The sequence below is a fragment of the Acidobacteriota bacterium genome (genome assembly GCA_016208495.1).
GTDB lineage: Bacteria > Acidobacteriota > Blastocatellia > Chloracidobacteriales > Chloracidobacteriaceae > JACQXX01.
This window is the reverse complement of sequence record JACQXX010000040.1, coordinates 62,288-85,785: the sequence shown is the minus strand read 5'-3', so window position 1 is coordinate 85,785 and position 23,498 is coordinate 62,288. Positions and strand designations below refer to the sequence as shown.

General features: G+C 56.8%; 4 protein-coding genes. All 4 read right to left on the bottom strand.

The genetic code is table 11. The annotated features are described in order from the left end of the window. Positions 1 to 132: 132 nt before the first annotated feature. Positions 133 to 3,111 carry a Hint domain-containing protein gene (locus HY774_06950; protein MBI4748210.1) on the bottom strand — a complete coding sequence of 993 codons (2,979 nt, stop codon included), beginning with the start codon at positions 3,109 to 3,111 and terminating at the stop codon, positions 133 to 135. Positions 3,112 to 3,140: 29 nt separating this feature from the next. Continuing rightward, a complete protein-coding gene (locus HY774_06945; GenBank protein ID MBI4748209.1) occupies positions 3,141 to 3,572 on the bottom strand; it encodes a hypothetical protein in 432 nt (143 codons plus the stop codon). Between the two features lie 159 nt (positions 3,573 to 3,731). Next, positions 3,732 to 3,914, bottom strand: coding sequence for a hypothetical protein (locus HY774_06940; GenBank protein MBI4748208.1), 183 nt, complete (start codon positions 3,912 to 3,914; stop codon positions 3,732 to 3,734). A gap of 484 nt (positions 3,915 to 4,398) precedes the next feature. Further along, complete coding sequence (locus tag HY774_06935) at positions 4,399 to 23,466, bottom strand: Ig-like domain-containing protein (GenBank protein ID MBI4748207.1); 19,068 nt, start codon at positions 23,464 to 23,466, stop codon at positions 4,399 to 4,401. Positions 23,467 to 23,498 lie beyond the last annotated feature (32 nt).

The following is a 23,498-nucleotide window of genomic DNA, read 5'->3' as shown; positions in this document are numbered from 1 at the left end:
TCAGTTTGCTTGAATATTTTTTTGAGTCGTCGCTCATCGTGCCGACTCAACCCCAGTTCTGATGGACTCCTCGCTTTTCTCATCCGTCGAGCTTAACTCTCATTCGCTATTTTTCAAATAACTTTTGCTAACTCACTTAGACAATGGGGAGCCCTTTAGTGCTTCATTAAGGTATTCATACCCAGTTTTTAGTTGACCAAGGTATTTATCTTCTTCCACGTAAATATCAATTTGCCTTTGCCCGTGCGGAGTATTTAGCATTTTATTTTTCCCAGAAAAAGCAGTTCGATATTCCACTTCTCTTTGCAAAGGGATAGTTGCATTTTTCATGTTTGCATCATAAACATTGCTCCACTTTTCATAACTTAGGGCTTTTTGATTGTTTTTCATTCTTTCCTGATAATCTTTCCAGCGTTGAGCCTTGTGTTCTGGAGTACCAGGTTTCAAAATTTCAGCTACTATATCATCACACTCTTCACCAGAATTATGTGCAATTACTGCTAACCGTCCAACAAAATAAGTGTGATTCCCAGCAACCTCAAAGTTATACGCCCACTCGACTGAGCCTCCAGCCTTGATGTCGGTGATTGTGGCCCAGGTGCCGGTTGCGATTCGGAGCTGGTCGCCAACTTTCAAATGTCCAGCTTCAATCCATTCCCCGTTGGATTGACTGTCGGGGTCTGATTCTTCACTCGATAGATCGTTCCGGGCACGATAGGCCAGGAACGGATGCTCCGGGGTCACTTTCAACGGTTCGGGTTCGCCTTCCACGGTGACATTCAGCACCAGGGCATTTTGGTGGGCATACAGTGCCGTGATGGGTTGGTATTCGGTCTGACCGGTCTGCTCGTTGTAGCTCAGCACTTCGTCCCCAACCCGCAGATCTTCGATATTCCTCTGACCATCTCGGGTTTGGACTGGTGTTCCGGCTGCAAAACAAAGCTTCAATCCACACCCAATTTCCCGGCGTGCTTTATTTGCTTTCCCAGCCCCTCCTTCGACGGCGATATCCAGTTGCCGTCCCGGTGACATTCGTGATGCGAATTGCCTCAACGGCTGCAGTTCCTGGGCCATCAAAGCCAGTTCCTGATGGACCACTTTTTTGGCTGCACCAGTTAAAAGATCCAGCATCCCGTGCGGAACTTCAACCCCTTCCTTGATGGTTTTGGCTTGCGACATCACTCGCGCCTGGTTCGCGACCCGGCCAACAAACCCCAACCCAATCGTCATTCCCCCGGCAAAAGCTGCATTGACCACATAATCCTGCAGGGATGAGAGCGATTGGCGGCCTTCATAGGCGATTTCATAGTTTTCAATGCCGAACTGTTGAACCGCCGTCAACCCGGCAAAGATCCCCGCTTCGGCCAGGAGGGAGGTACCACCAGTGGCAGCGGCGGCAACCAAATGAACGGTGCTGAGGGAAATATTGGCGACTGACCGGAAAACCGCTTCGCCACCACTGATTTTCCCACTTCCAAAAGCGGTCCAGGTCCGGTCCTCGCGTTCAACAGCTCCCAAGGTAATGGTATTGGCAACTTCATAAAGCGTCAGTCCACCCCATCCGCCAACCTGATTCCAGAACCCCGACTGGTTGCTCAAATGGACGAACAATTCGTGAGTTTCCCCGCGAGCCGCCATTTCAGCCGCCATTCCAGTCGGATCAACATACAAGAGCGGATTATCGTGACCATAAATGTAGCGATTCAGGCTTTGCGGGAGCGTGTACATCCCGGCAAAGCTGTCTTCCTGGATGAATCTGCCCAACAACGGATCGTAGTACCGCTCTCCGTTGCCAAGCGGCATCAACCCGGTCTGGTCATCCCGCCACTGGCCGGTGTAGCTGATCGTGCTTCCGTCTCTTGCTCCCGACAGGATCACTCCCCACGGATCATATTCCGTTCGGGTGACTTGCGGTTCTGTCCCGGCGACAAAGGTCACCGAACCCTGGGCATCGCTGAAGTAGTATCCATCCTGCTCGCCCCGGACAACTGTTCCTCCGGCGTATTCATACCGGTTTTGCTGATTTCCAGTGGAGTCGTACTCTGAAACTACGCTGTCCTGGCCATACACCGACCACGTCCAGCCGTCAGCGTCCCACTTGCGTCCGACTCTCCGTTTTCCGAAATCATAGCTGTAATACCCGGCTTCGGTTTCAGGCTGGGTCTGGGTCACTGTCCGGCTGGCTTTGACCATCTGTTCCCGGACGTCGTAGTCGTAACTCCAGCTTTCGTTTCCGCGCGTGATGGAGGTGATGTTTCCGTTGGCGTCGTGACCGTAACTTGCGATCACTGTTCCCGTTCCATCCTGGATGTCCTGCAGCCGGTTCGCTCCATCATAGCGATAGGTATAACTGACCGTTGTTCCATCCAGCCGGGTTCCCGTCTCCGTCAACCGGTTGCCAACATCATCATAACTGTAACTGATGGATCGGGTTCCATCCGTCACCGTCTGCATCCGGTCCAGCAGGTCGTAGCCAAAGGTCAGTGCTCGCAGCAATGTCCCTTCCCGATACCTCCGTTCTGTGCTCCGGTTGCCGTTCAGGTCGTAGTCATACTCAAACCGTTCGCTCAACCCATTCGCCCGGTTCTCGACCAGTTTCACCCGATTCGCCTGGTCGTACCCAAAGCTTCGGCTCATCCCGTTGCTGTAGGTCACCGATTCCACCAACCCGTTGGGTTGCCAGCCGTAATTGACCGTCACCCCATTGGCCAGCGTGGCTTGTTCCAGCCAGTTTTGTTCATCATACCGATAGGTGACCGAGGTTACCCCGTCATCCTTGACCAGCGTCACGTTGTCCGCCGCATCGTAGCCGTACGCCACCTGCCGCCGCCGTGGGTTCTCGGGTGGTTCCAGCGCCGAGTCTCGCCACTCCACCACCAGCCGGTCCCGCCGGTCATAGCTCATTCCATAGCGCCGTTCGACCTGTCCAAACCCCGCCAGTCGGACCTGCTCCCGCACGCCCTGCAGGTTACCTTCTCCGTCATAACTCAACACTTCCCCGACACAGCCCAGATCAGGCGCAATTCCTCCCGCTGTCAGGTACTGCACATCCTGCACCCGGTCTTCCGGGAAATAACTTGTCACAATCTGTTCGCCTTTGGCGTCGACCACCCGCTTCAGATTGCCGTAGATTTGGTCTGTTAATCATTACTTATTATCTGTAGCTTTATTTCCCTTTGCCCGCACTGCAGCAGTAGACTGGATGGAACATCTAGATCTAATTGATCTTGATCAATCCAAAAGGAAACCAATAAGGTAATTTTAAATCCAGACCCTCTAAATTTTGCAAAAATATTTGGTGAGCGTTTTCCTAACCATTGACTGATATAAAAAAAAGTTTTCTCAAGTGTTGTGGCTATCTCTTCATCTGGATACTCACAATTTTTAAAATTTGATCGATCAAATTCTAAGAACGTGACGAAAGAGCTTGCCCATTTCCCTTTATCACTTACAGTCTCTGAGATCTCGTCTGTTGGTTCTATTCCCAATGGTTCTAGAAACTGAGAATATGGAATATTCTCACCATCTTTACGACTACAAATAAGGCTTACATTTCCATTAAGTATTGCCATTTTGTCGTCCTCCTTCAAATTGGTACAACCTCCGCAACTTAGAAATTCTTTGCTTGGGTGATATAAATGGATGCCTGCTTCACTATAGCAGTTCTCGTATGAACGAAGTATAAAAGATCCTTGAATTCAAATGACTTCCAGAGCATATCCGTTATTTTTTCATTCAAGAACTGCTATAGCGGTAGTCTGCAGATGGCCAATCACTCCACTCAACTGATGTATCTGCAGCACCCGTTGCGGATAGGTCACCATCTTGGGAAAGGCATCCAGGTAGTTGGCCGCAGTCAGATCATAGGTCTTTTTCAAAGTCGCCACTCGCAATAGACTTTGCAGCAAAACCATCGCCAGTACCTCGGCATCGGTGAATTCTGGGTTGAAATTCGGCGAATGCTGCTAGTTTGCCCAGGGTGGATGCCGTTTCAAAACATCATCCAAAAACACACAGATTTCAGTTATCTGCCACAGTATTGTTACTCTTGGGATGTCCTCCACCTGAAAGTTGGTTTTCATTAATGACCTAAATTTCGCCCAAAATATCACCACATTGCCGAAAGATCAGGCCGACCAGTCCGAGACATCGCTCACAACCAGGAATCTGGTTGAGCTGTGACTGGAATCAACATTCACCTCAATCTCCTGGTCACTCCTATCAAACTGACTTCCATCTGGTCCTTTTTGTCCTTTGGTTCTGGCTCAATCAGCCATCTGGGTCTGACTAAAACCGAGGAAGAGATCGGTATTTGGGGCGAAATTTGGGGAACGAAGCTCTTATTCATCTTTTCAATTCAATACTCGGGTTAAGCATAAGCCAAAACCTTCTTTTTCTCTACCTTGGGTTTAACAGCTTTGTTTTCACAGTGTTTATCATTGCTTGGCGATCAATGAGGTAATGTTCAGGTTGGCTTGCACTTGTCCCTCCCTCGTGCCAAATTCGCATATGTTCCTCTCCTGTTCCTTGCCTAGCCCACACTATATTTCGTGGATCCCCCTGCCAATTCGGATAATCCTTAACCTTATTGAGATGATGACCTGTATACCCCAAATCTGTAAATTCGTCTCCTGCTACAATGCGTTTTATTTCTCGTTTTGACCAAGGTCGTGTTCCTCTTCCAGATAGTTTGATTAACTCTACTTCTTGCTTCCAAGCTCGATTCAAAGCTGTTCCCCGTTGTCCAGCTAGTGGTGGTGATAGAGCATCTTCCATCCTGTATAGGATTAACTTTAAGGGGTCAACAATTTCAGCATCATCAATAGCTTCTGGGATTGATCTTGAGATTTCGGTCTCTCTTGATCGTAGCGCACACCCAGGCTTGGAATGGTTGTGAGTTAATACCGTCCGTACTCCAACAAAGTAACTATGATTCCCAGCAACCTCAAAATTGTACGCCCACCTGACTGAGCCTCCAGCTTTGATGTCGGTGATGGTGGCCCAGGTGCCGGTTGCCGTTCGGAGCTGGTCGCCAACCTTTAAATGCCCGGCTTCAATCCATTCTCCTTTGGGTTGACTGTTGGGGTCTGGGTCTTCACTCGACAGGTCATTTCTGACGCGATGGGCCAGGAAGGGATGCTCCGGGGTCACTTTCAACGGTTCGGGTTCGCCTTCCACCGTAATGTTGAGCACCAGCGCATTTTGGTGGGCATACAGTGCCGTGATGGGTTGGTATTCGGTCTGACCGGTCTGCTCGTTGTAACTCAGCACTTCATCACCAATCCGCAGGTCCTCGATGTTTCGCTGACCATCACGGGTTTGAACTGGCGTTCCGGCTGCAAAACAAAGCTTCAATCCACACCCAATTTCCTGGCGTGCTTTATTTGCTTTCCCAGCCCCTCGTTCGACAGCGACATCCAGTTGCCGTCCTGGTGACATTCGTGATGCGAATTGCCTCAACGGCGGCAGTTCCTGAGCCATCAAAGCCAGTTCCTGATGGACCACTTTTTTGGCCGCACCAGTTAAAAGGTCCAGCATCCCGTGCGGAACTTCAACCCCTTCCTTGATGGTTTTGGCTTGCGACATCACTCGCGCCTGGTTCGCGACCCGGCCAACAAACCCCAACCCAATCGTCATTCCCCCGGCAAACGCGGCATTAACAACATACTCCTCCAGTGAGGATAACGACTGGCGACCTTCGTAGGCGATTTCATAGTTTTCAATTCCGAACTGTTGAACCGCCGTCAACCCGGCAAAGATTCCCGCTTCGGCCAGGAGGGAGGTGCCACCAGTGGCGGCGCTGGCAACCAAATGAATAGTGCTCAGTGAAATATTGGCGACTGACTGGAACGCGGCTTCCCCACCACTGATTTCCCCGCGCGCATAAGCGGTCCCGGTGCGGTCTCCACGCTCAACCCCGCCCAGGGTGAGGGTGTTGACAAATTCATAGAGTGCCAACCCACCCCATCCGCCAACCTGATTCCAGAACCCCGACTGGTTGCTCAAATGGACGAACAATTCGTGAGTTTCCCCGCGAGCCGCCATTTCAGCCGCCATTCCAGTCGGATCAACATACAAGAGCGGATTATCATGACCGTAAATGTAGCGATTGAGTGAAATTGGCAGGGTATACATCCCGGCAAAGCTGTCTTCCTGGATGAAGCGGCCCAACAACGGATCATAGTACCGTTCTCCATTCCCCAGTGGCATCAATCCGGTCTGGTCATCCCGCCATTGACCCGTGTAGCTGATCGTGCTTCCGTCCCGCGCTCCCGACAGGATCACGCCCCACGGATCATATTCGGTTCGCGTGACTTGCGGTTCGGTCCCGGCGACAAAGGTCACCGAACCCTGGGCATCGCTGAAGTAATATCCGTCCTGCTCGCCCCGGACCACCATCCCGCTGGCGTATTCATACCGGTTCTGCTGACTCCCCGTGGAGTCATATTCCGACACCACGCTGTCCTGGCCATACACCGACCACGTCCAGCCGTCAGCGTCCCAGTTGCGTCCGATTCTCCGTTTTCCGAAGTCATAGCTGTAATACCCGGCTTCGGTTTCAGATTCGGTTTGCGTCACTGTCCGGCTGGCTTTGACCATCTGTTCCCGGACATCGTAATCATAGCTCCAGCTTTCATTTCCGCGCGTGATGGAGGTGATGTTTCCGTTCGCGTCGTGGCCGTAACTCGCGATCACCGTTCCCGTTCCATCCTGGATGTCTTGTAACCGGTTTGCTCCATCATAGCGGTAGGTGTAACTGACCGTTGTTCCATCCAGTCGGGTTCCGGTCTCCGTCAACCGGTTGCCGACATCATCATAACTGTAACTGATGGACCGGGTTCCATCCGTCACCGTCTGCATCCGGTCGAGCAGGTCGTAGCCAAAGGTCAGCGCCCGCAACAGCGTTCCTTCCCGATACCTCCGTTCAGCACTCCGGTTGCCGTTCAGGTCGTAGTCGTACTCAAACCGCTCGCTCAACCCATTCGCCCGGTTCTCAACCAGTTTCACGCGGTTCGCCCGGTCGTAGCCGAAACTGCGGCTCATCCCGTTGCTATAGGTGACCGATTCCACCAACCCGTTCGGCTGCCAGCCGTAGTTAACCGTCACGCCGTTGGCCAGCGTCGCCTGTTCCAGCCAGTTTTGGGCGTCGTAGCGATAGGTGATCGAGGTCACCCCATCATCCTTGACCAGCGTCACGTTGTCCACCGCATCGTAGCCGTACTCCACCTGTCGCCGCCGTGGGTTTTCGGGTGGTTCCAGGGCTGAATCCCGCCACTCCAGCACCAGTCGGTCGCGACGGTCATAGCTCATTCCGTAGCGTCGCTCAATCTGCCCAAACCCTGCCAGTCGGACCTGTTCCCGCACCCCCTGCAGGTTGCCTTCTCCGTCATAGCTGAACACTTCCCCGACACAGCCCAGATCAGGCGCAATCCCTCCCGCTGTCAGGTACTGCACATCCTGCACCCGGTCTTCCGGGAAGTAACCTGTCACAATCTGCTCGCCTTTGGCGTTGACCACCCGCTTCAGATTGCCGTTTTCGTCGTACTCATATTGCGTCCGCTGGCTTTGCGGCTGCATCACTTCCCGCAACCGGTCCAGTTCATCGTACTGGTATTGCACTTCCCGCCCAAGCGGATCGCGCATCAGCTTCAGGTTCTGCGCATCGTCGTAGCGGTATTCCCACTGTCTGGTATTGGCGTCGGTGACAAAGCGCAACGATCCCTGATCGTTGTACTCAAACTGCGTCCGGTACGCGGCTCCCTTCGGCTCCGTCCGTTCCTTTAACCGGCCATCCCCAAAGTACACATTCCGCGTGATTTCCGCCGTTCCCTGGTCGTTGGTTCGTTCTTCTTCCTCCCGCTGGTTCAATCCGTTGTAGCGATACCGGATTCTTGGCGCCGTCCCAAACCCGTCAAAGTAGGCAGTGACGTTCCCCACTCGATCATATTCAAACTGCTCGACTTGCCGGCTGCGTCCCGCCACCACCGGATGCTCAATCCGTTTTACCCGGTTGGCTTCATCATAGACCATTCCCGTCCGGTTGCTTCGGCCATCCATCATTCCAACCTGGTTGCCGTTCGGGTCATAGTCATACCGGGCGATCAACCCTTCCTCGTCTTCCACTTTCCTGAGCCGGCCCAGGGCATCATAGAACTCCGTCCGGGTATGCCCGTTCCGATCCCGCAGCCGCACCAGCCGCTGGCTGTCGTCATATTCCGCCGTGCTCGTTTTCCCTTCCCGGTCGCGCACCACCCGCACCCGGTCCACTCCGTCGTAGTTCTGGAAATACGTCCAGTTCCCCCGCCGATCCCGCTTCCCGGTCAGGTTTTCGCCGTCATACTGCAGCTCCACGGTCTGGTTACGGGCATCTGTGATCCGGATTGGTCGCCGCAACCCGTCAAATCGGGTCGTCGTGGTGTGGTTGTTGGCGTCGGTATGGGTTTCCTGTTTTTGCAAGTCGGCATAACTCGCCCGGTCCATCACCAGGCTCCCCACCTTCAGATCCAGCACCCGGTTGTGCTGGTCATAGGTCATCTCTCCGACCACACCCCGCCGGTCCACATGGCGCGTAACATTGCCCGCTCCGTCGTAGACAAAGGTCTCGACCACTCCGCCCGGACTGACCGCGATTCCCGGATACGTCGCCTGGGTCACCCGTCCCAGCACATCCGTCACCAGATTCGTCACCCGCCCTTCGGCATCCGTCATCTGCGTCAGCGCCCCGAACGCGTCGTAGGCCATGACCGTCTTTTCTTCCTGTCCGCTCACCGTGACTGAGATTTCAGCTACGTCTCCGAACGCCGACTGTTTGCGCCGGATCACCGTTCCCCGTGGATCGGTTTCGGTGATTTCCCTCACCGTGAGACTGTTGGTGTAGTCAAACGTCCCCGTCGCCCGTGGGATGTCCGGCCCCGTCAATTCCTGGAACACCACCCGTCCGGCACCATCCCGCCGCACCACCTGAACCAGTCCCTGGGGTGCGGTTTCCACCCGCACTTCCCCGTTCTGGTCATCATAGGTCGTAGTTCGGGTGCGTCCCGCCGCATCCGTCAGCGTCTGCATCCGGTTCACCGGATCATAGGTCGAGCGCGTTTCCCGGTTGTTCCGATCCCGTTCCGCCGTCACGTTTCCGTTGGCGTCATAATCCAGTTCCTCGGTGTAGCTCGCTCCCTCCACCACCATCCGTTTCCGCCGCATCCGGTGCAACCCGTCATAGTCAAACTCGGTGACCTGACCGTAAAGGTCCGTCATCCGCACCGGATTCCCGATCTTGTCCGCCACCACCACCGTCACGCTGTCCACCGGCGTCACCCGGCTGGCCGCTTCCGCCGTTCCCCTGACCGTGATGCGTGTCCGGTGATTGAGGGCGTTGTATTCTGAGACGGTCTCTACCCCACGCCGGTCCACATACCGTGTCAGGTTCGACGCCGCATCATATTCATAGGTCTGGACATAGGCCGGGCTGCCCATCAACCCGGTGCCGTTTTCCTCGGCCCGTTTCACCCGGTCCACGTCGTCATAGACATAGGTCACCTGATAGGTTTTCCCGCCATCGGTTCGGGTCGCCTGGGTCAGCAATCCCCCAGGTGTGTATTCACTCACCGTCGTGCTCGTCCCCCGGATTCCGGTCGGGTCGCTCACCGTTTCCTCGATCATCTGGTCCAGCGAGTTGTACTTATAGACCATGGTCGGCCCGGCGGTGCTTTCCGCCCGCTTTAACCGGCTCCGGTCGTCATACTCCAGCGTTGTGACATAGGTCTTGCCACTTCCCAGTTGCTGCACCATCTGGCGTGGATTCCCACAGGCATCATAATTGCCATAGGTTGTCGTCAGGCCCTGGGCATCGGTTACTGTCAGCAGATCCCCATTCCGATCATCGTAGGTCATTGCGACCGTGGTGCCGGTCGGATAGGTAATCCGGGTCACTTTTCCGTGTTTGGGATGGATTTCATACCGTGTTTCATACCCACGCGCATCAATCACCCGTTCCGGAATGTTGAACTTCTGGTTGTAGGCTGGAATCTGCTCCACCAGCGATTGCGCCGTTACCGCTCCGGGGCCGGGTGTGGTCGTCCGCCGGGTCAGATTTCCCCGGCTGTCATACACGTACCGCGTCACCATCCCGAGCGGGTCAACCTCTTTGGTCTTGAGCCCGGCTTCGTCATACTCAATTTCCGTCTCTGCTGGAGACCCGGTTTCCGCCGTGCTCGGCGCCGTGATCGTCGTCCGCGCCAGTGACCCAGTCGCCGTAAAGCCATACCGGGTTGTGTTTCCCCGGCCATCGGTCACATTCACCTGATTGATCGTGGCCCCGGTCGTGGTTTCAAACTGGTAGGCATAGTCAAAGCTCACATTTTCAGGCGCCGCCATTCGCTGAACCGGGGCGCCAGGGTCGCTCTGGTTGTATTCATAGGCCGTCTCATGACCGTTCGGGGTTTTGACTCTGGTAATCCGGTGCGGAAGCTTGACTTCAGCCCCATCCAGGACACCCGACGTGTATTCCCACACCAGATCGGTTGACGCCATCTGGTCACTGGCACCTCGGTCATCTTTCTTGCGGGTCACGGTTTGCAGGTTACCGTTGGAATCATAGCCATAGACCACCTCAATCGTTTCCGCTCCGTTGACCTTGAGCACCGCTTTGGTGATCCGCCAGGCTGTCCGCTGCTGGGTCCGGCTAAACCGGATACCCAACGTTTTAAAGTCTTTCTTTTTGACGCAGGTCACTGTCTGCTGGTTGGTTCCCGTCAGCGGCGGCAATGAGGCCGCATACACCACCTGCGATGGCTCGTAGGCAAAGACCAGTTCCCGTTGTTCCGACGCATCCTGTACCCGTTCCAGTCGTCCCTCAGCATCATAGAAAAGCTGGGTTCGGTTACCGGACGGGTCTTCCAGATAGGCCAGCGTGCCCTGGTTTTCACGCAGCAATCCAGCATCAATCGCCCCGTCAAAGTGGTACTTGACCTGGGCTTTGGTGAAGTACTCAAACGAGCCGTCGTCGTTGCGTTTCAACGTCCCGTGGTAGGGCGCGGCAGCCTGGATTTCCCCGTTTTTCTCATCAGCAATATAGAATTGCTGGCCGCTTCCGTCGCCACCAATCAGGGTGTAATAGCCCCCTTCGCGCTCCCCTGGTTCCGGTGACCGGTTGGGGAAATACGCCAGCGTGACCTGATAGCCATGCCGCCACCCATAGCCAAAATGTCCCAAACTGTCGGAACCCAATGAATTATAGGAGCGCGTCAACGCCAGTGGCATACCACGGGTTTTGAGCATGAGGTCGGTGTGGGTCAGCGCCAGGTTGCCGGAGTTGAGCACCACATCCCCAACCACGGTTGCCCCCGGCTGGCGGGCACCTTCACCCCCGTTGGTCACGGTCAGGATCCCACTGACTTCATCGGTCAGATTGCCCATGACCGCTTTGAGTTTGAGTTCATAGCGGCCCGCGGTCAGTCCTTCACCCCAGTTCTGGGGATCCTGATCGGGCTTGCGGAATGCCGGATCAGCCACGGGGCCGAAAATATTCCGTCCGACAAATGCCTGTTTATTTTCAAGCGGTTTCAGTGAACCAATGGTCAAGGTCAGTTTGGCATTTCCCCCGAGCAGGATGGCGTGCGACGGCAGGTCATCGGCCCGGAGCGTTCCATCTTTGGACCGGGCAAACAGGTTGGGATTGTAGGCGTTGATCAGGTAGCTGAACGGAATCGGTTCCCGGAGCGTCGTGGTGTATTCGGTTTCAGTGGCCACATCCAGCACCACTTCGGCAAAGTACTGGGCGGAAAGGTCAATTCGGGTGTCATCGGCCTGATTCCAGATTGCCTGACCCGTCGTGACACGGGTGGACGCATTGTCAAACAACTCAGCGTCAATCGTCTGGAGCAGTTCTTCTTGAGGCTGGCCGTTGATGACCTTGCGCCGGAAAATCTTGACCTGGGCCGCTTTGGCTTTCTCCCGGCCAAACACCTGGAAGTAAATCACCCCATCCTGTTGCTTGTCATTGGTTTGACGATCCAGGATGATCGGGTTGGAACAGACGTCTTCTGCTTCCGGACTCCGGCCATGGATAAAGATTTGAGCCACGGGCCGGATGATCGAGACCTTGAGCTGGTCATCGGCGGTTTGTCCACCACCTGGACCGGAACTGCTTGATGCCGTAACGATATAGCCTTCCGAGGCGGCCAGTCCCTGGACATTCCCGTTCACTTCCACTACTGAAATCCGCCGCAGGTTGGTCACATCGCTGAAATCCACCACCGCCACCCGGTCACCCAGGCTGAGATAGGCCAGCGTTCCATCCACGTCCAGCCGGAACGGAAACCCGGTAATCCCCAGTTCGGCCAGCGTTTTGGTGGCCAGCCGGGTTGGTTCAAACACGGCAGTGGGACCGTTCGGCGGGGTCACATCATACACCCACAACCGGTCAGGACCCACGATCAGTGCGACATCCTTCCGTCCGGCACCAACCTGAAGCTGGGACACCGTTCTGACCTGCAACGGTGTTCCAATCGGATCCAACGGCACTTTGGCCAGCACCCGGTCATCAATCAAATGCCGTTGCTGGGGTGGTGAAATCGTATCGTCTTCCGGGAGATTGGTATCAATTCGACCATTGGCACCCCGGTATTCATTTGGCCAGCCAATGGCCACCAGTTGCCGTCCCGCCGGGTCAGCAACATAGGTCACCGCCATGGCGCCGCGTGGGCTCGTAACTGGATTTCCAGTTTCCTGGAAGGTTTTGCCAACCAGCACCTGGTCCAGCATATCCAGCGACGGCGAACTTGAGGAATTCAGGATACTGGTTGAGAAAAAGACCGACTGAACCTTGCTGCTGGCATTAAAGGTATTTCCTTGAGGTGCAGCTTCAGGGATTGGTTGTCGGTCATATCCTTCTCCACCCCAACCACGTTGATCTCGGGCCAGGGTATAATTGAAAATTGCCGACTGAATATCCACCACCATCACACCCCGATAGGCCACATTGCCGATATAGGCCCGTCGTTTGTGAATCTTGACCGTGATTGGAGTACTGAGCAGGCCGGCGGGGGTATAGAGCGACACAATCGCCGCAATTTTGGGTTTGGCTGGGTCATCCAGGTTGAAAATAAAAAGCCGGGCTGGAAAATCAGGTTGAAGCGGATTAAACGTCGTTACTGCTGCAATTCGCGAATATGGGTCCTCTAACCCTTCGGTAAAGGGTTTGCGGTAGTAGGTTTCGTCTTCATTATCGGCCAGGGCGATATCAAAGGCCCGCTGGTTGGCGAACGTGAAGTCACTAACTTTCACCGGCTGGGTTGGATCGGACAGGTCATAGAAACTCACCCGTGGCACGGCCACCGCCGCATCAATCACCCCGGCATACGGCCAGGTGACGGAAACCCGGGTACCAGGCCCGGTGACGCCGGCCTGTTCGGTTAAGACCTGACCTTCAAAGACGGTAAAGGTACTGGTGAACGGTTGTTCGGATGGATCGGACTGGTCAATAACCTGGTCAAAGCGGTCGTTGGTGGTGTCGGTGACGTTGGTGGTTACGGTAACCGTGTAGGTATGGCCACCCAGCAATCCGGTTTCCGGGCGGTAAATAATGGTCGAGGCCAGGGTATCTGGTGCCACCACCTGGGGACCGGACAGTATCGTCCCGCCAACCACATCGCCGCTGGTTTCATCGCGCAACAGGATGGTGTCACCGGGTTTCAGGTTTTTGACCGGTTCGGAGAACTGCACCCGGATGCCGCTGGTGCTGTCCACATTTTGGGCTTTGTCGGCTGGAGACACCGACAGCACCCTGGGTGGCCCAGGCAACGAGGGTCGGGTGGCAACATTGCTCAGCACCACAAAGTTGAGGTACACAATGGCGCGTTTTTCCAGCGTGGTCAGGTCTTTGCCGCCAATAAACTGCAGGGTGTAACTTCCTTCGGACGTCACCCGTGCGACCTGGGTGTAGACATAGCGGATCCCGCCATCTTCAGCCGACTCAGTGGTTTCCTGCCACTGTTGGATGCGATCTATTTGAGTCTGACCGTTGGTCAAACGACCATCGGTGAACGCCAGCGGTGAATCGGATGTGACCCGGAACGTGACATCAGTTCCAGTCGCCACGACTCCAAATTTGACAATCGGGTCTTCTTCGGCGTCGGTCTCAGCCGTGCCGGTTGTGGTCCGGGCACGGAGTTCGAGGGCGGGCGGGGAATTTAGTAATGAGGAGATTGGTGGCAGGATCGGGTCAGCCCGGAAAATTGAGAAGCCGGTCATGGATGCCCGATAGCCTTCAGGGTAAACCAATTGCGGCGTGATGGTGGCAAATGCCTCACGGGACGTCAAAAGCTCACGTGCTCGAACCTGTAAGTTGATTGCCGGCGCCAATGAGAAGTCATACAGGGCATACACTCCATCATCATTGGTTTTGGTTACCAGTCGTCCGTTATAGCCAGTTCCTCCGCTGTCAAGGCGGCATTCAATATTCCTGACACCCCGGTACTGGTTCGTGCCTGGGGTTTTATCGAGCACCTTTCCATATACAATTCGCGTTTGGGGGGTTATGACGAACAGGAATGAATTAACAAATACCAGGCTTTCAAACAGTAACAACCCGACAAAAGGCAATGACGTGGTGACATACCGGCCATTTTTGACCACCCCAGTTGTCACCGGACGCCAGGCGGGAACTTCCTGGCCATTTTCATCCAGGGTGGTGGTGGTCTGGACAAATGCCACCCGCTTGCCTTCTTCCGTTCCCGGAGGCGCCGCAATCGAGAGATGGATTTCCTTCTTGACGGTAAAATTCCCTTTGGATTGGATTTCGACACCGTTGCCGAAGGGGACCAGGTTGGCGGGCATATCTGGACCCCGGTCAATTGGCAGGTCATTGCCGCTCCGGGGAATCAATTTCAGTTCAATCTGGCCTTCGATCCCATCCCGGTCAAAGACCAGGGCAATCGTTCCGTCATCGCTGGTGACGGTGCCGCCGCTCGGACCAACCAGGAAGGCGCCATCGGCTTTCCGATAGGCCGCCTGGGTAAACTGGTATTCCACGCCGTCAGGTGACCGGACGATCACGGTCAGTTCATCGCCAACCTGGGCCTGGACCGTGGTTGAAAAACCAGCCGCGGTGGTGGTGGTTGACGCACTGGCGCCAGTGACTCCATTGAGGACCACAATCGTGTAACCGCTTGGGACCGTTTCGGCTGCCGCCGAAACCCGAGCGAAGCCATCAGCATCCGGTGTTTCAACCCGAATCCGGTCCGGACTCAATCGGGCGGGCGGAGGCACAGCCGCCTGGGTCGTGAACTGGGTCGTTACTGCCGTTCCCAATGCGTTTCCATACCCATCCTTGACGCCGGGTGTGATGTGGACCCGGTAGGTGGTCGCTGGGGCCAGCGCCGTGGTCGGGGTCAGCACCACCGACCGGTTGCCGGCCTGCACTGTCAGGGTTGCCGCCACCGGGTTGCCGTCAAGCGACGCAACAAAGACCGAGGAACCGGTGATCGTGGCCGGGTTGATCGGTTTATTGAAGCTGATGGAAATTGCCGTGGAAGCGGGAACTTCAGTGGCACCAGCGGCTGGTGTCACGGTTTGCACCGCCAGTGTTGCCGGAGCAATCGTCACCGGCACGGTTGCCACGGCATTTGGCGTCGTCAGCGTGACCGGCGCTGTTCCGGTGGCATCGGTCACCAGCGACGCGGCATTCAGTTGAGACGTTCCATTTTCACCTTCTCCGGCAAGAGCGGGAACGGTAAACATTCCATCCGGGCCGGTGACGTCTCCGAATGGAAGCCCCGTGGTAGTTACGTGAACACCCGAAGCTGGAGTGCCTCCCGCCGTGACCGTTCCGGTCACATAGCCGAAGTTTTGCGGCACCCGAATAAAGGCATACCGTCCGGATTCAACCACGCCGGGCAGACTGATTCCGGCGGGAACATCCGGCGCACTCTGGGTTGACTGGAGTCCAACGGGCTGCTGCGTGGCACGTCCAACCACATTCAACCCACGCTGGCTGCCGGCAGGTTGAACCTGGGCCACCACGATCCGGCTGGTGTCTCCGGTTGGTCCGGGAATGGTCAGGGTGGCTGAACTGCCCAGAACGGCGCCGGACAGGTTGAGTTCGACCACGCCGACACAGTCAAATCCGGCGGGTAACTCAACGCCCAGCAAATCCAGTGGCAGGTTTTGGAGAAAGACCGGTTTGGCCGCCGGAAGCGCACCGGCTGGAATCTCAATCTGGGCGGCGGCACCGCTGGCGACGCGGCCCCCAGCAGGTCCGATCAAGCCTCCGCCCAGCGGCTGGATGGTCCGTACCGTGACATTGACCGTGGCGGCAAGCAGTTCGGCAATCGTGTAGCTGGTCCGCACCGGTTTGGCGACAAACATGGCGCCAAGGGTGGTGGGTGATTCAGGCGTTGCCGCCGGATAGGCATAGAGAACGAGGTCCTGGCGTGGACGTTCGACCAGATCGGTCCGGTTTTCAACCAGCAGGGTATAGGTGTCTTCCAGGATGGCCTTGACCGTGGTGCCCGATGGCAGTTGGGTGGGCGAGGTGGCCGAAACGGTAATCACCGCCTGGGCCTGTGGATCAATCAGGGCGACTCGCGGATCGGCTGACGCCTGGGTGAGCGCCGTGGTCACCGTCAGTGACGAAGCATCACCCGGCAACGATGCCGGAAGCGGTTGACCGGCCACCGGAGTGGGCGGGGCCGTCGTCCCGCTATCGGCCACCACAAACGCATACTGGCCTGACCGGGGCAGGCTTGCTGAAAGGCTGCCGTTCGCGCCGGGTTGGAGCGCCGGCACCAGAACCGTCCACTGGTGGCTTGCTTCATCATACTGGACCAGCGTCACCGGGGTGGCCGAAGTCAATCCCGGTGTCTGGCTGATGGAAAGCCCGGCGGACGGCGAAAACGTGAGCTGGGACTGACCTGATGTCGGACGGATGTCAACCACGGCGCCGGGGACCGGCGACCAGCCGGGCGGCAACAGGTTGATCAATCCTTGCGGTGAAACCGACGTCACTCTGAACTGAGTGCTGGTGGAAACGGCGCCGGCTGGAACCGTGACCTGGAATCGTCCACCGTTGCCGGTGGCGGTCCCTCCTGAAGCTCCAATCGAGTTGGATTGTGAATCAAGCGGCGTCAACCGGGCGTCAAACAGGGTCACGCCCTGGGTGGGGCCGGCCAGGTAGGCGCGTTCAACCGGCGTAAACCCGCTCCTGGTGAGTCGGACCTGACCTTCGGGAAGTTGTGCGACAAAGCTGTAATTGCCATCAGGTGTTGTCGTCACCGGGGCTTCGCTCGATGGCGTCACCGTCACACCCTCCAGGGCATAGCCGGTGCTGTCATCCACGGCATATCCAGCCACACCGCCCGGCGCCGTCACCCGGATGGGCTGGGTGACGACGGTGCTGAGTCCGGCCTGATCCAACGCTGAAACGCTGATCGTGACCAGTTGCCCGGCTTCGGCGGTGGCTGGAACCAGGGTTGAAAACTGGTAGGGCGGCGCCGTCAAGGTCGTGACCGGTGCTCCATTTATATAGAAGGAGAGCGAGGTCACCAAACTGGCATCGGTGGCCGTGGCTGAAATGGTGAGGGGACTTCCCGGCAAAGCTGATTCCAGAATCCCGGTCACGCTGAGCTGGGGGCGCGTCTGGTCCAGGTTGACCGTGACACTGGTTTGAGCCGTCTGGTTGAGGCCGTCGGTGACCACCGCCGTGATGGGGTTGACGCCTTCGGTCAGGGTCACGGTCTGGTTGAAGCTGTCTCCGATGAGGGAAACCGGGGTTCCATTGACCGTCACCGTATACGGCACATCGGTGGCGCCCGGCGTCACGATCCCGGTCACCGTCACCGATGGCGAAGCGGTCAAAACGTTATTGGTCGGCGTGGAAATGGAAATCGTCGGGGCCGTTACCGGACGTCGGGTGAGGTGAATCAACGCCCGTCCGACATTGCCCACTTCGTCGCGGGCTTCGGCCTGGATGAGGTTGTCTCCGAGCGCCAGCGGGAGCTGGGTGAAGATCCAGGTTCGGGTGGCGGCATCATAGGTCGCCAGTTGTCCATTGACTTTAATTTCAACAATTCCTGATGGGACGTCGCCTTCGTCATAGGCTTTGCCGGTAATCGTGGCCGTGGTTCCAAAGGTCGAGTCATGGTTGAGCGGCGTGGTAATGATAATCTGCGGCGCCCGGTTGTCGGTCGAGCGGTTCACCGTGATGGTTTGGAGCGTGGTGTTTCCGGCCCGGTCAAACACCTGAACGGTAAGCGTGTTTGGCCCAACCGTCAGCGGAACACTGGTCAACGTCCAGTTCCCATCGGCTGGGGTGTACACCGCCTGCACACCGTTGACCGTCACCAGATCAACGCCTGACGCACCCGTTCCGGGATCAGTCGCCGTACCGGTCACCGTGATGGTGGCTTCGGTGGTGATGGAATTATCGGCTGGTGCCGTGATGATCACGGTTGGAACCTGATTGTCACGAATGACAGTGCGGGTGAGAGTGGTTTGAACTCCAGCCGCATCCGTCGCCACAATGGTCAGCGTGTTGACGCCATCCACCAGAGCCACGGTCGAAAGCGACCAGGTCCCGGCCTGGGTGTCGAGCACCGCTGGAATGCCATTGACCGTCACGCTGGCCACGCCGGATGGATTTGAACCGGGGTCGGAAACCGTTCCACTGACAATGATCGTCGCGGATTGGGTCGCGCTGTTTTCCGCAGGCGAGGTGACCGTGAGATTCGGCGGCTGGGTATCGCGGATGACCGTCACCATCTGTTCGGTCTGGTTCCCAGCCACATCAACCGCCAGCACGGTGAGTGTGTTGCTGCCTTCATTCAGGCTGACACCCGCCAGGGACCAGGTGCCGTCGCTGGCGGAGTAACTGGCCGGCATGCCGTTGACCTTCACCTGCGCGATTCCGGAAGGCGTCGTGCCGGGATCCGTTGCCGTGCCGTTGACGGTGATGGTTGTGGCCTGGGTGGCGGAACCAGTCACTGGATTTTGAATCACCACCACAGGCGGTTGGGTATCGAGAATCACTGACAGGCTCTGGCTGGTTTGATTTCCAGCCGTATCCACGGCCAGGACGATGATGGTATTTGAGCCTTCGGTGAGGGACAAACTGGCCAGGGTCCAGGTGCCGGTCGGCGCATCGAGCACAGCGGGCGTCCCATTGACGGTGATTGAAGCTACCTGGGACGGGTTCACCCCCAGATCAGAAAATGTGCCGGTAACGCTGATGGTGGCATCACGCGTGATGGCATTGTTCGCCGGCGAGGTCACGGTGAGAGTTGGTGGTTGGGAATCTCGCAATCCAGTGACGGTCACGGTTGTTTCATTCCCAGCCACATCGGTTGCCACGACAATCAGCGTGTTTTGACCTTCAGTTAAGGTCACGCCTGACACCGTCCAGGTTGCGGCATTGAGGGTCGCCGGTATGCCGTTGACCCGTACCTGAGCCACTCCGGAAGCGTTCGTTCCGGGATCGGTCGCGGTCCCGCTGACAGTGATGGTCGCAGCTTGCGTGATGAAATTCGGAGCCGGCGTGGCCACCGTCAGGGTTGGCGGTGTGGTGTCGGGTTGAACGTCATTCCGAATAACAGTGATGGTCTGGGTGGTTTGATTTCCAACCGTGTCGGCGGCAACGACTGAAAGGGGGTTGCTTCCGGTCACCAGGGCAATACTCGCCGCCGACCAGGTGCCGGCGCTGGTGTTGATGACCGCCGGCACGCCGTTGACCGTGACTGAAGCCACGCCGGATGGCACAGTTCCTGGATCCGCAACCGTTCCCGTCACCGTGATGGTTTCACTTTGAGTTGTGGAGTTATTGGCAGGCGAGGTAATCGTCAGGGTTGGTGCCTGGGTATCGCGAATCACGGTCACCGTCTGGGAAGACTGGTTCCCCACGGCATCCGTCGCCTGAACCGTGATGACGTTTGATCCTTCAACCAGACTGACTCCGGTTCGCGACCAGGTGCCGCTACCGACATCAAGGGTCGCCGGCGAACCGTTGACCGTGACTGAAACCACGCCCGACGGTGCGGCACCTGGATCCGTGACCGTACCGCTGACTTCAATCGTGGTGCTTGCGGTAAAGCTGTTGTTGACGGGGGAGGTAGTGGTGACACCGGGCGAGGCCGTGTCGCGAATGACCGTGATGACCTGGGTGGTCTGATTCCCAACGGCGTCCACGGCCCGAACCGTCAATGTGGTGGCACCTTCAACCAGCGGGACATTTGCCAGCGACCAGGCGCCGGTCCCGGTGTTGAGCGAAGCCGCGTTTCCATTCACGGTGACCGAAGTCACACCAGCGGCTGGCGACCCCTGATCGGTCGCGGTTCCGCTGACCGTCACGGTCGCTGCCTGAGTGGCGCTGTTATTGACTGGGGTGGTAATCGTCAGGGTTGGCGGCTGGCTGTCGCGGTTGACCGTCACGCTTTGGGTGACCTGGTTCCCGGCATTGTCAATTGCCTGGACGCTGATGGTGTTTGGGCCTTCAGTGAGGGCAACTCCAGCCAGACTCCAGGTGCCGCTTCCGGTGTCGAGCGTGGCGGTGACACCATTGACTTTGACGGTGGCCACGCCCGTGGCACCGGCTCCGCCGTCGGTCGCCGTCCCGCTGACCGTGATGGTGGCACTCGCCGTGAAGCTGTTATTCACGGGCGACGCAATCGTCAACGTTGGCGGCTGGGTATCTGGCGCCGCAAACGTTCCCGTGACCGTGCCACCATTGATCGAGAGTTTTTTGGTGATGACCTGGCCGCGAATCGTGCCATTCCCGTTGAGTGTCACTTCGGTATTGACACCGCGCACCCAACCCTGGATTTCGCTGTTGCCGTTGACATTCAAATTGGGCCCAAGCAGGTTGAGCCGAATCTGGCTGGAAAGGGTGTTCATCCCTGGCTGAATCCGCCCTTGATTCAGATTAAATGCCTGCCCAACCGTGATCGTCGTCGCTCCGGTGACCACCACCAGTGCCTGACCATTCAGGTTAAGCGTTCCCTGGAAGTTGTAGGTGCCGCTCGTGAAGTTTAACCGCGACCCGCTGTTGAGCGTGAACGTGCCGTAATTGCCCGGCGGCACGTCAATCACCCAGTTTGACCCGTTGACGTTGAGGTCACGAACCGTATTCCAGGCACCGATGTTGGCCAGATCATTCGCATTATTAATATTGACGGTTCGGTTGCCGGTTGGTGCTGGAACCGTGGTTGGAATGTCGGACGGCAAGGCAATTGGGTCGGTTCGGCGGTAGATTTTCCCCGGTATCTGGACGCCGCCGTTTAAGGTGACCTGGTAATTGGAAGGATTGGGCGAACCACTGCCATCCACGATGCCACCGGTTGACGCATTCCCATTCAGCCTGATAGTGGGCGTTCCCACCACCAGCAAATCCCCGGTCAGGTTCAATCCCCCATTGATATGAAAGGACTGCCCATTGAATACCCGGAGTGCACCTTCAATCCGTCCGCTGTTGAGCGTCGGAGCATTGATGGAAATCACGGCATCGGTCGTCGTGGGCGATTGCATTGGATTCAGAATCGCCGTGGCCAGCACCGGATTGGCTGAAAGATCCACTGGAAGTTCATTTTTTGGTGCCGGAGGTTTTGGTTCCGCCGGTCTGGTCAAGGCAACCGGAGCAATGGCAACTTCCTGATTTGGAATGAGTTGCGCATCAGATTTGGTAGCACCTTCAGCCACCACCGACCCGCCGTGCATGACAAATTGATCGGCAAAAACCAGACCGCGAAGTTGTGAACCCCCAGTCAGTTTGACCACCGCATACGGCGCCCGGAGATGGGCCCGAAGCTGACTCTTTCCAGCGATGGAAACCGATTTCCCAAGCACATTGACGGTCACCCGGCTGGCATTCGGAGCCGTCATCTGACCATTGGACAGTGCCAGTGTCCCACCAATATTGATGGTGGTTTCACCCAAACACTCAAGCCTGCCATCACCGGCGATCACGACATTTCCAGAAAAGGTGTAGCTTCCAGCCTTCAGCTTCACGGTTGTGCCCTGGCTCACCGTCAGTGAACTGTAAACTCCCGGCTCAAGTGAAAATGGCTCAGTGGTTCCAGTGAAAGACAGGTCACGGAGATCTGTGGACCCGGTCTCTGAGTAAGGCTGAGTACCCTTACCAGGGACAGGATCATTGATGCACCTCGGAGAGGTAGCCAGAGTGGTAGCCTGGGGTGGCTTTGCACCCCAGGTTCTGCCATCCCCTTTATCATCCGGCCCTGGAGGGGCAACAACTGTTCCCGCCCCTGCCGGGGCGGAATCGGAGGAGGGGCTGGTTCCTGGGGGTGCACCCAGAGCGGTTTCCCCCAGGCTACCTTCTGGCTGCTCCTTCGGAGCGCTGGTGGCTGGTTGTTCATTTTCCTGAGCTTCCGGTTTTTTCGCGATGGGTTGCGGGAGATGGGTTGGAAAATCTTTTGGAATTTGAATTGCCTCAGAGCGAACGTGGACCTTGCCACCCAGCTTCGCTCCAGGTTGGAGCGTCACGCGATAGCCGGACGTCGGTTTAGAGGCACCTTCATCCACGGTGGCCGGATACCTGGCCCCACTGCCGGCATCAATGGCGGGAATCCCCGTCACATACAGATCCGAACCAGCCTCAAATCCACGTCCGAGGGCAAAATTTTTAGCTTCTCCCACCCGGAGCGCTCCCGAAATCCGGCCACCTTCCAAAACCGGGGCACGTCGGGAAATGACCGCATCTGGAGCAACCATTCGCGGCTGGAACGACGGTTTGAACAGGCGCGACGGTGTCTGTGACGCTTGTTTTCCAGGTTTGAATCCAGGCAGGGACAGGTCCGGCATGCCCGGAAGTCCTTTGGGCAGAATGGGGCTTTGGTCGGCAATGCCTGGAAGTGACAACCCGGCTGTCTCCGGCGCTTCAGGTTTTTGCCAGTACGTGGTGGTCGCCGTTTTGCCATTCGGTTGTTTGACCACAATCAATCGCGGGAGCGGTCCGGTTTTGGCCGCAGCAGGCGAGGTTGAATCAACCGGGAGCAACAGCGTCAGGGTTTCTGGAGTTTGGAAAATGGATTCAACCGCCACGCCATCCAGGGTGACGGTTGATTTGGGGTGAAAATTGAAGCCGTGCAGAGTCACCAGTTTTTCCTGGGCGTCCGGCGCAGGCTCGGCGACATCCAGACTGGTGATGAGTGGATCCGTGGTGGTGGAAACGCCTGATGGAAGGCGGCGAAATTGCGGGCGGGCTGCTTGATTGGACGAAGCTGGAGCTGGAGCTTCTTCGCTTTCGGTGGCCGATTCTGGTTCCGGAGTAACCTCAGTGAAAACAAATGGCGCCAACGGGGTGACGTTCTTTGTCGCTGCCGACATGGTTGAAAACACCAGGAGATTGGGTTCCACCAGCAACAATCCCGCCAGCAGACAAATCAGGGCCTGGCGGAAAAAGCGTAGCCCGAAACTGGCCGCCCCTCCTAGCTTTTGCCGCGTTGGTTGACACCGAAAATTCGCCATAAATCACCGTTTCACTGTTTTACCCGTTGTCC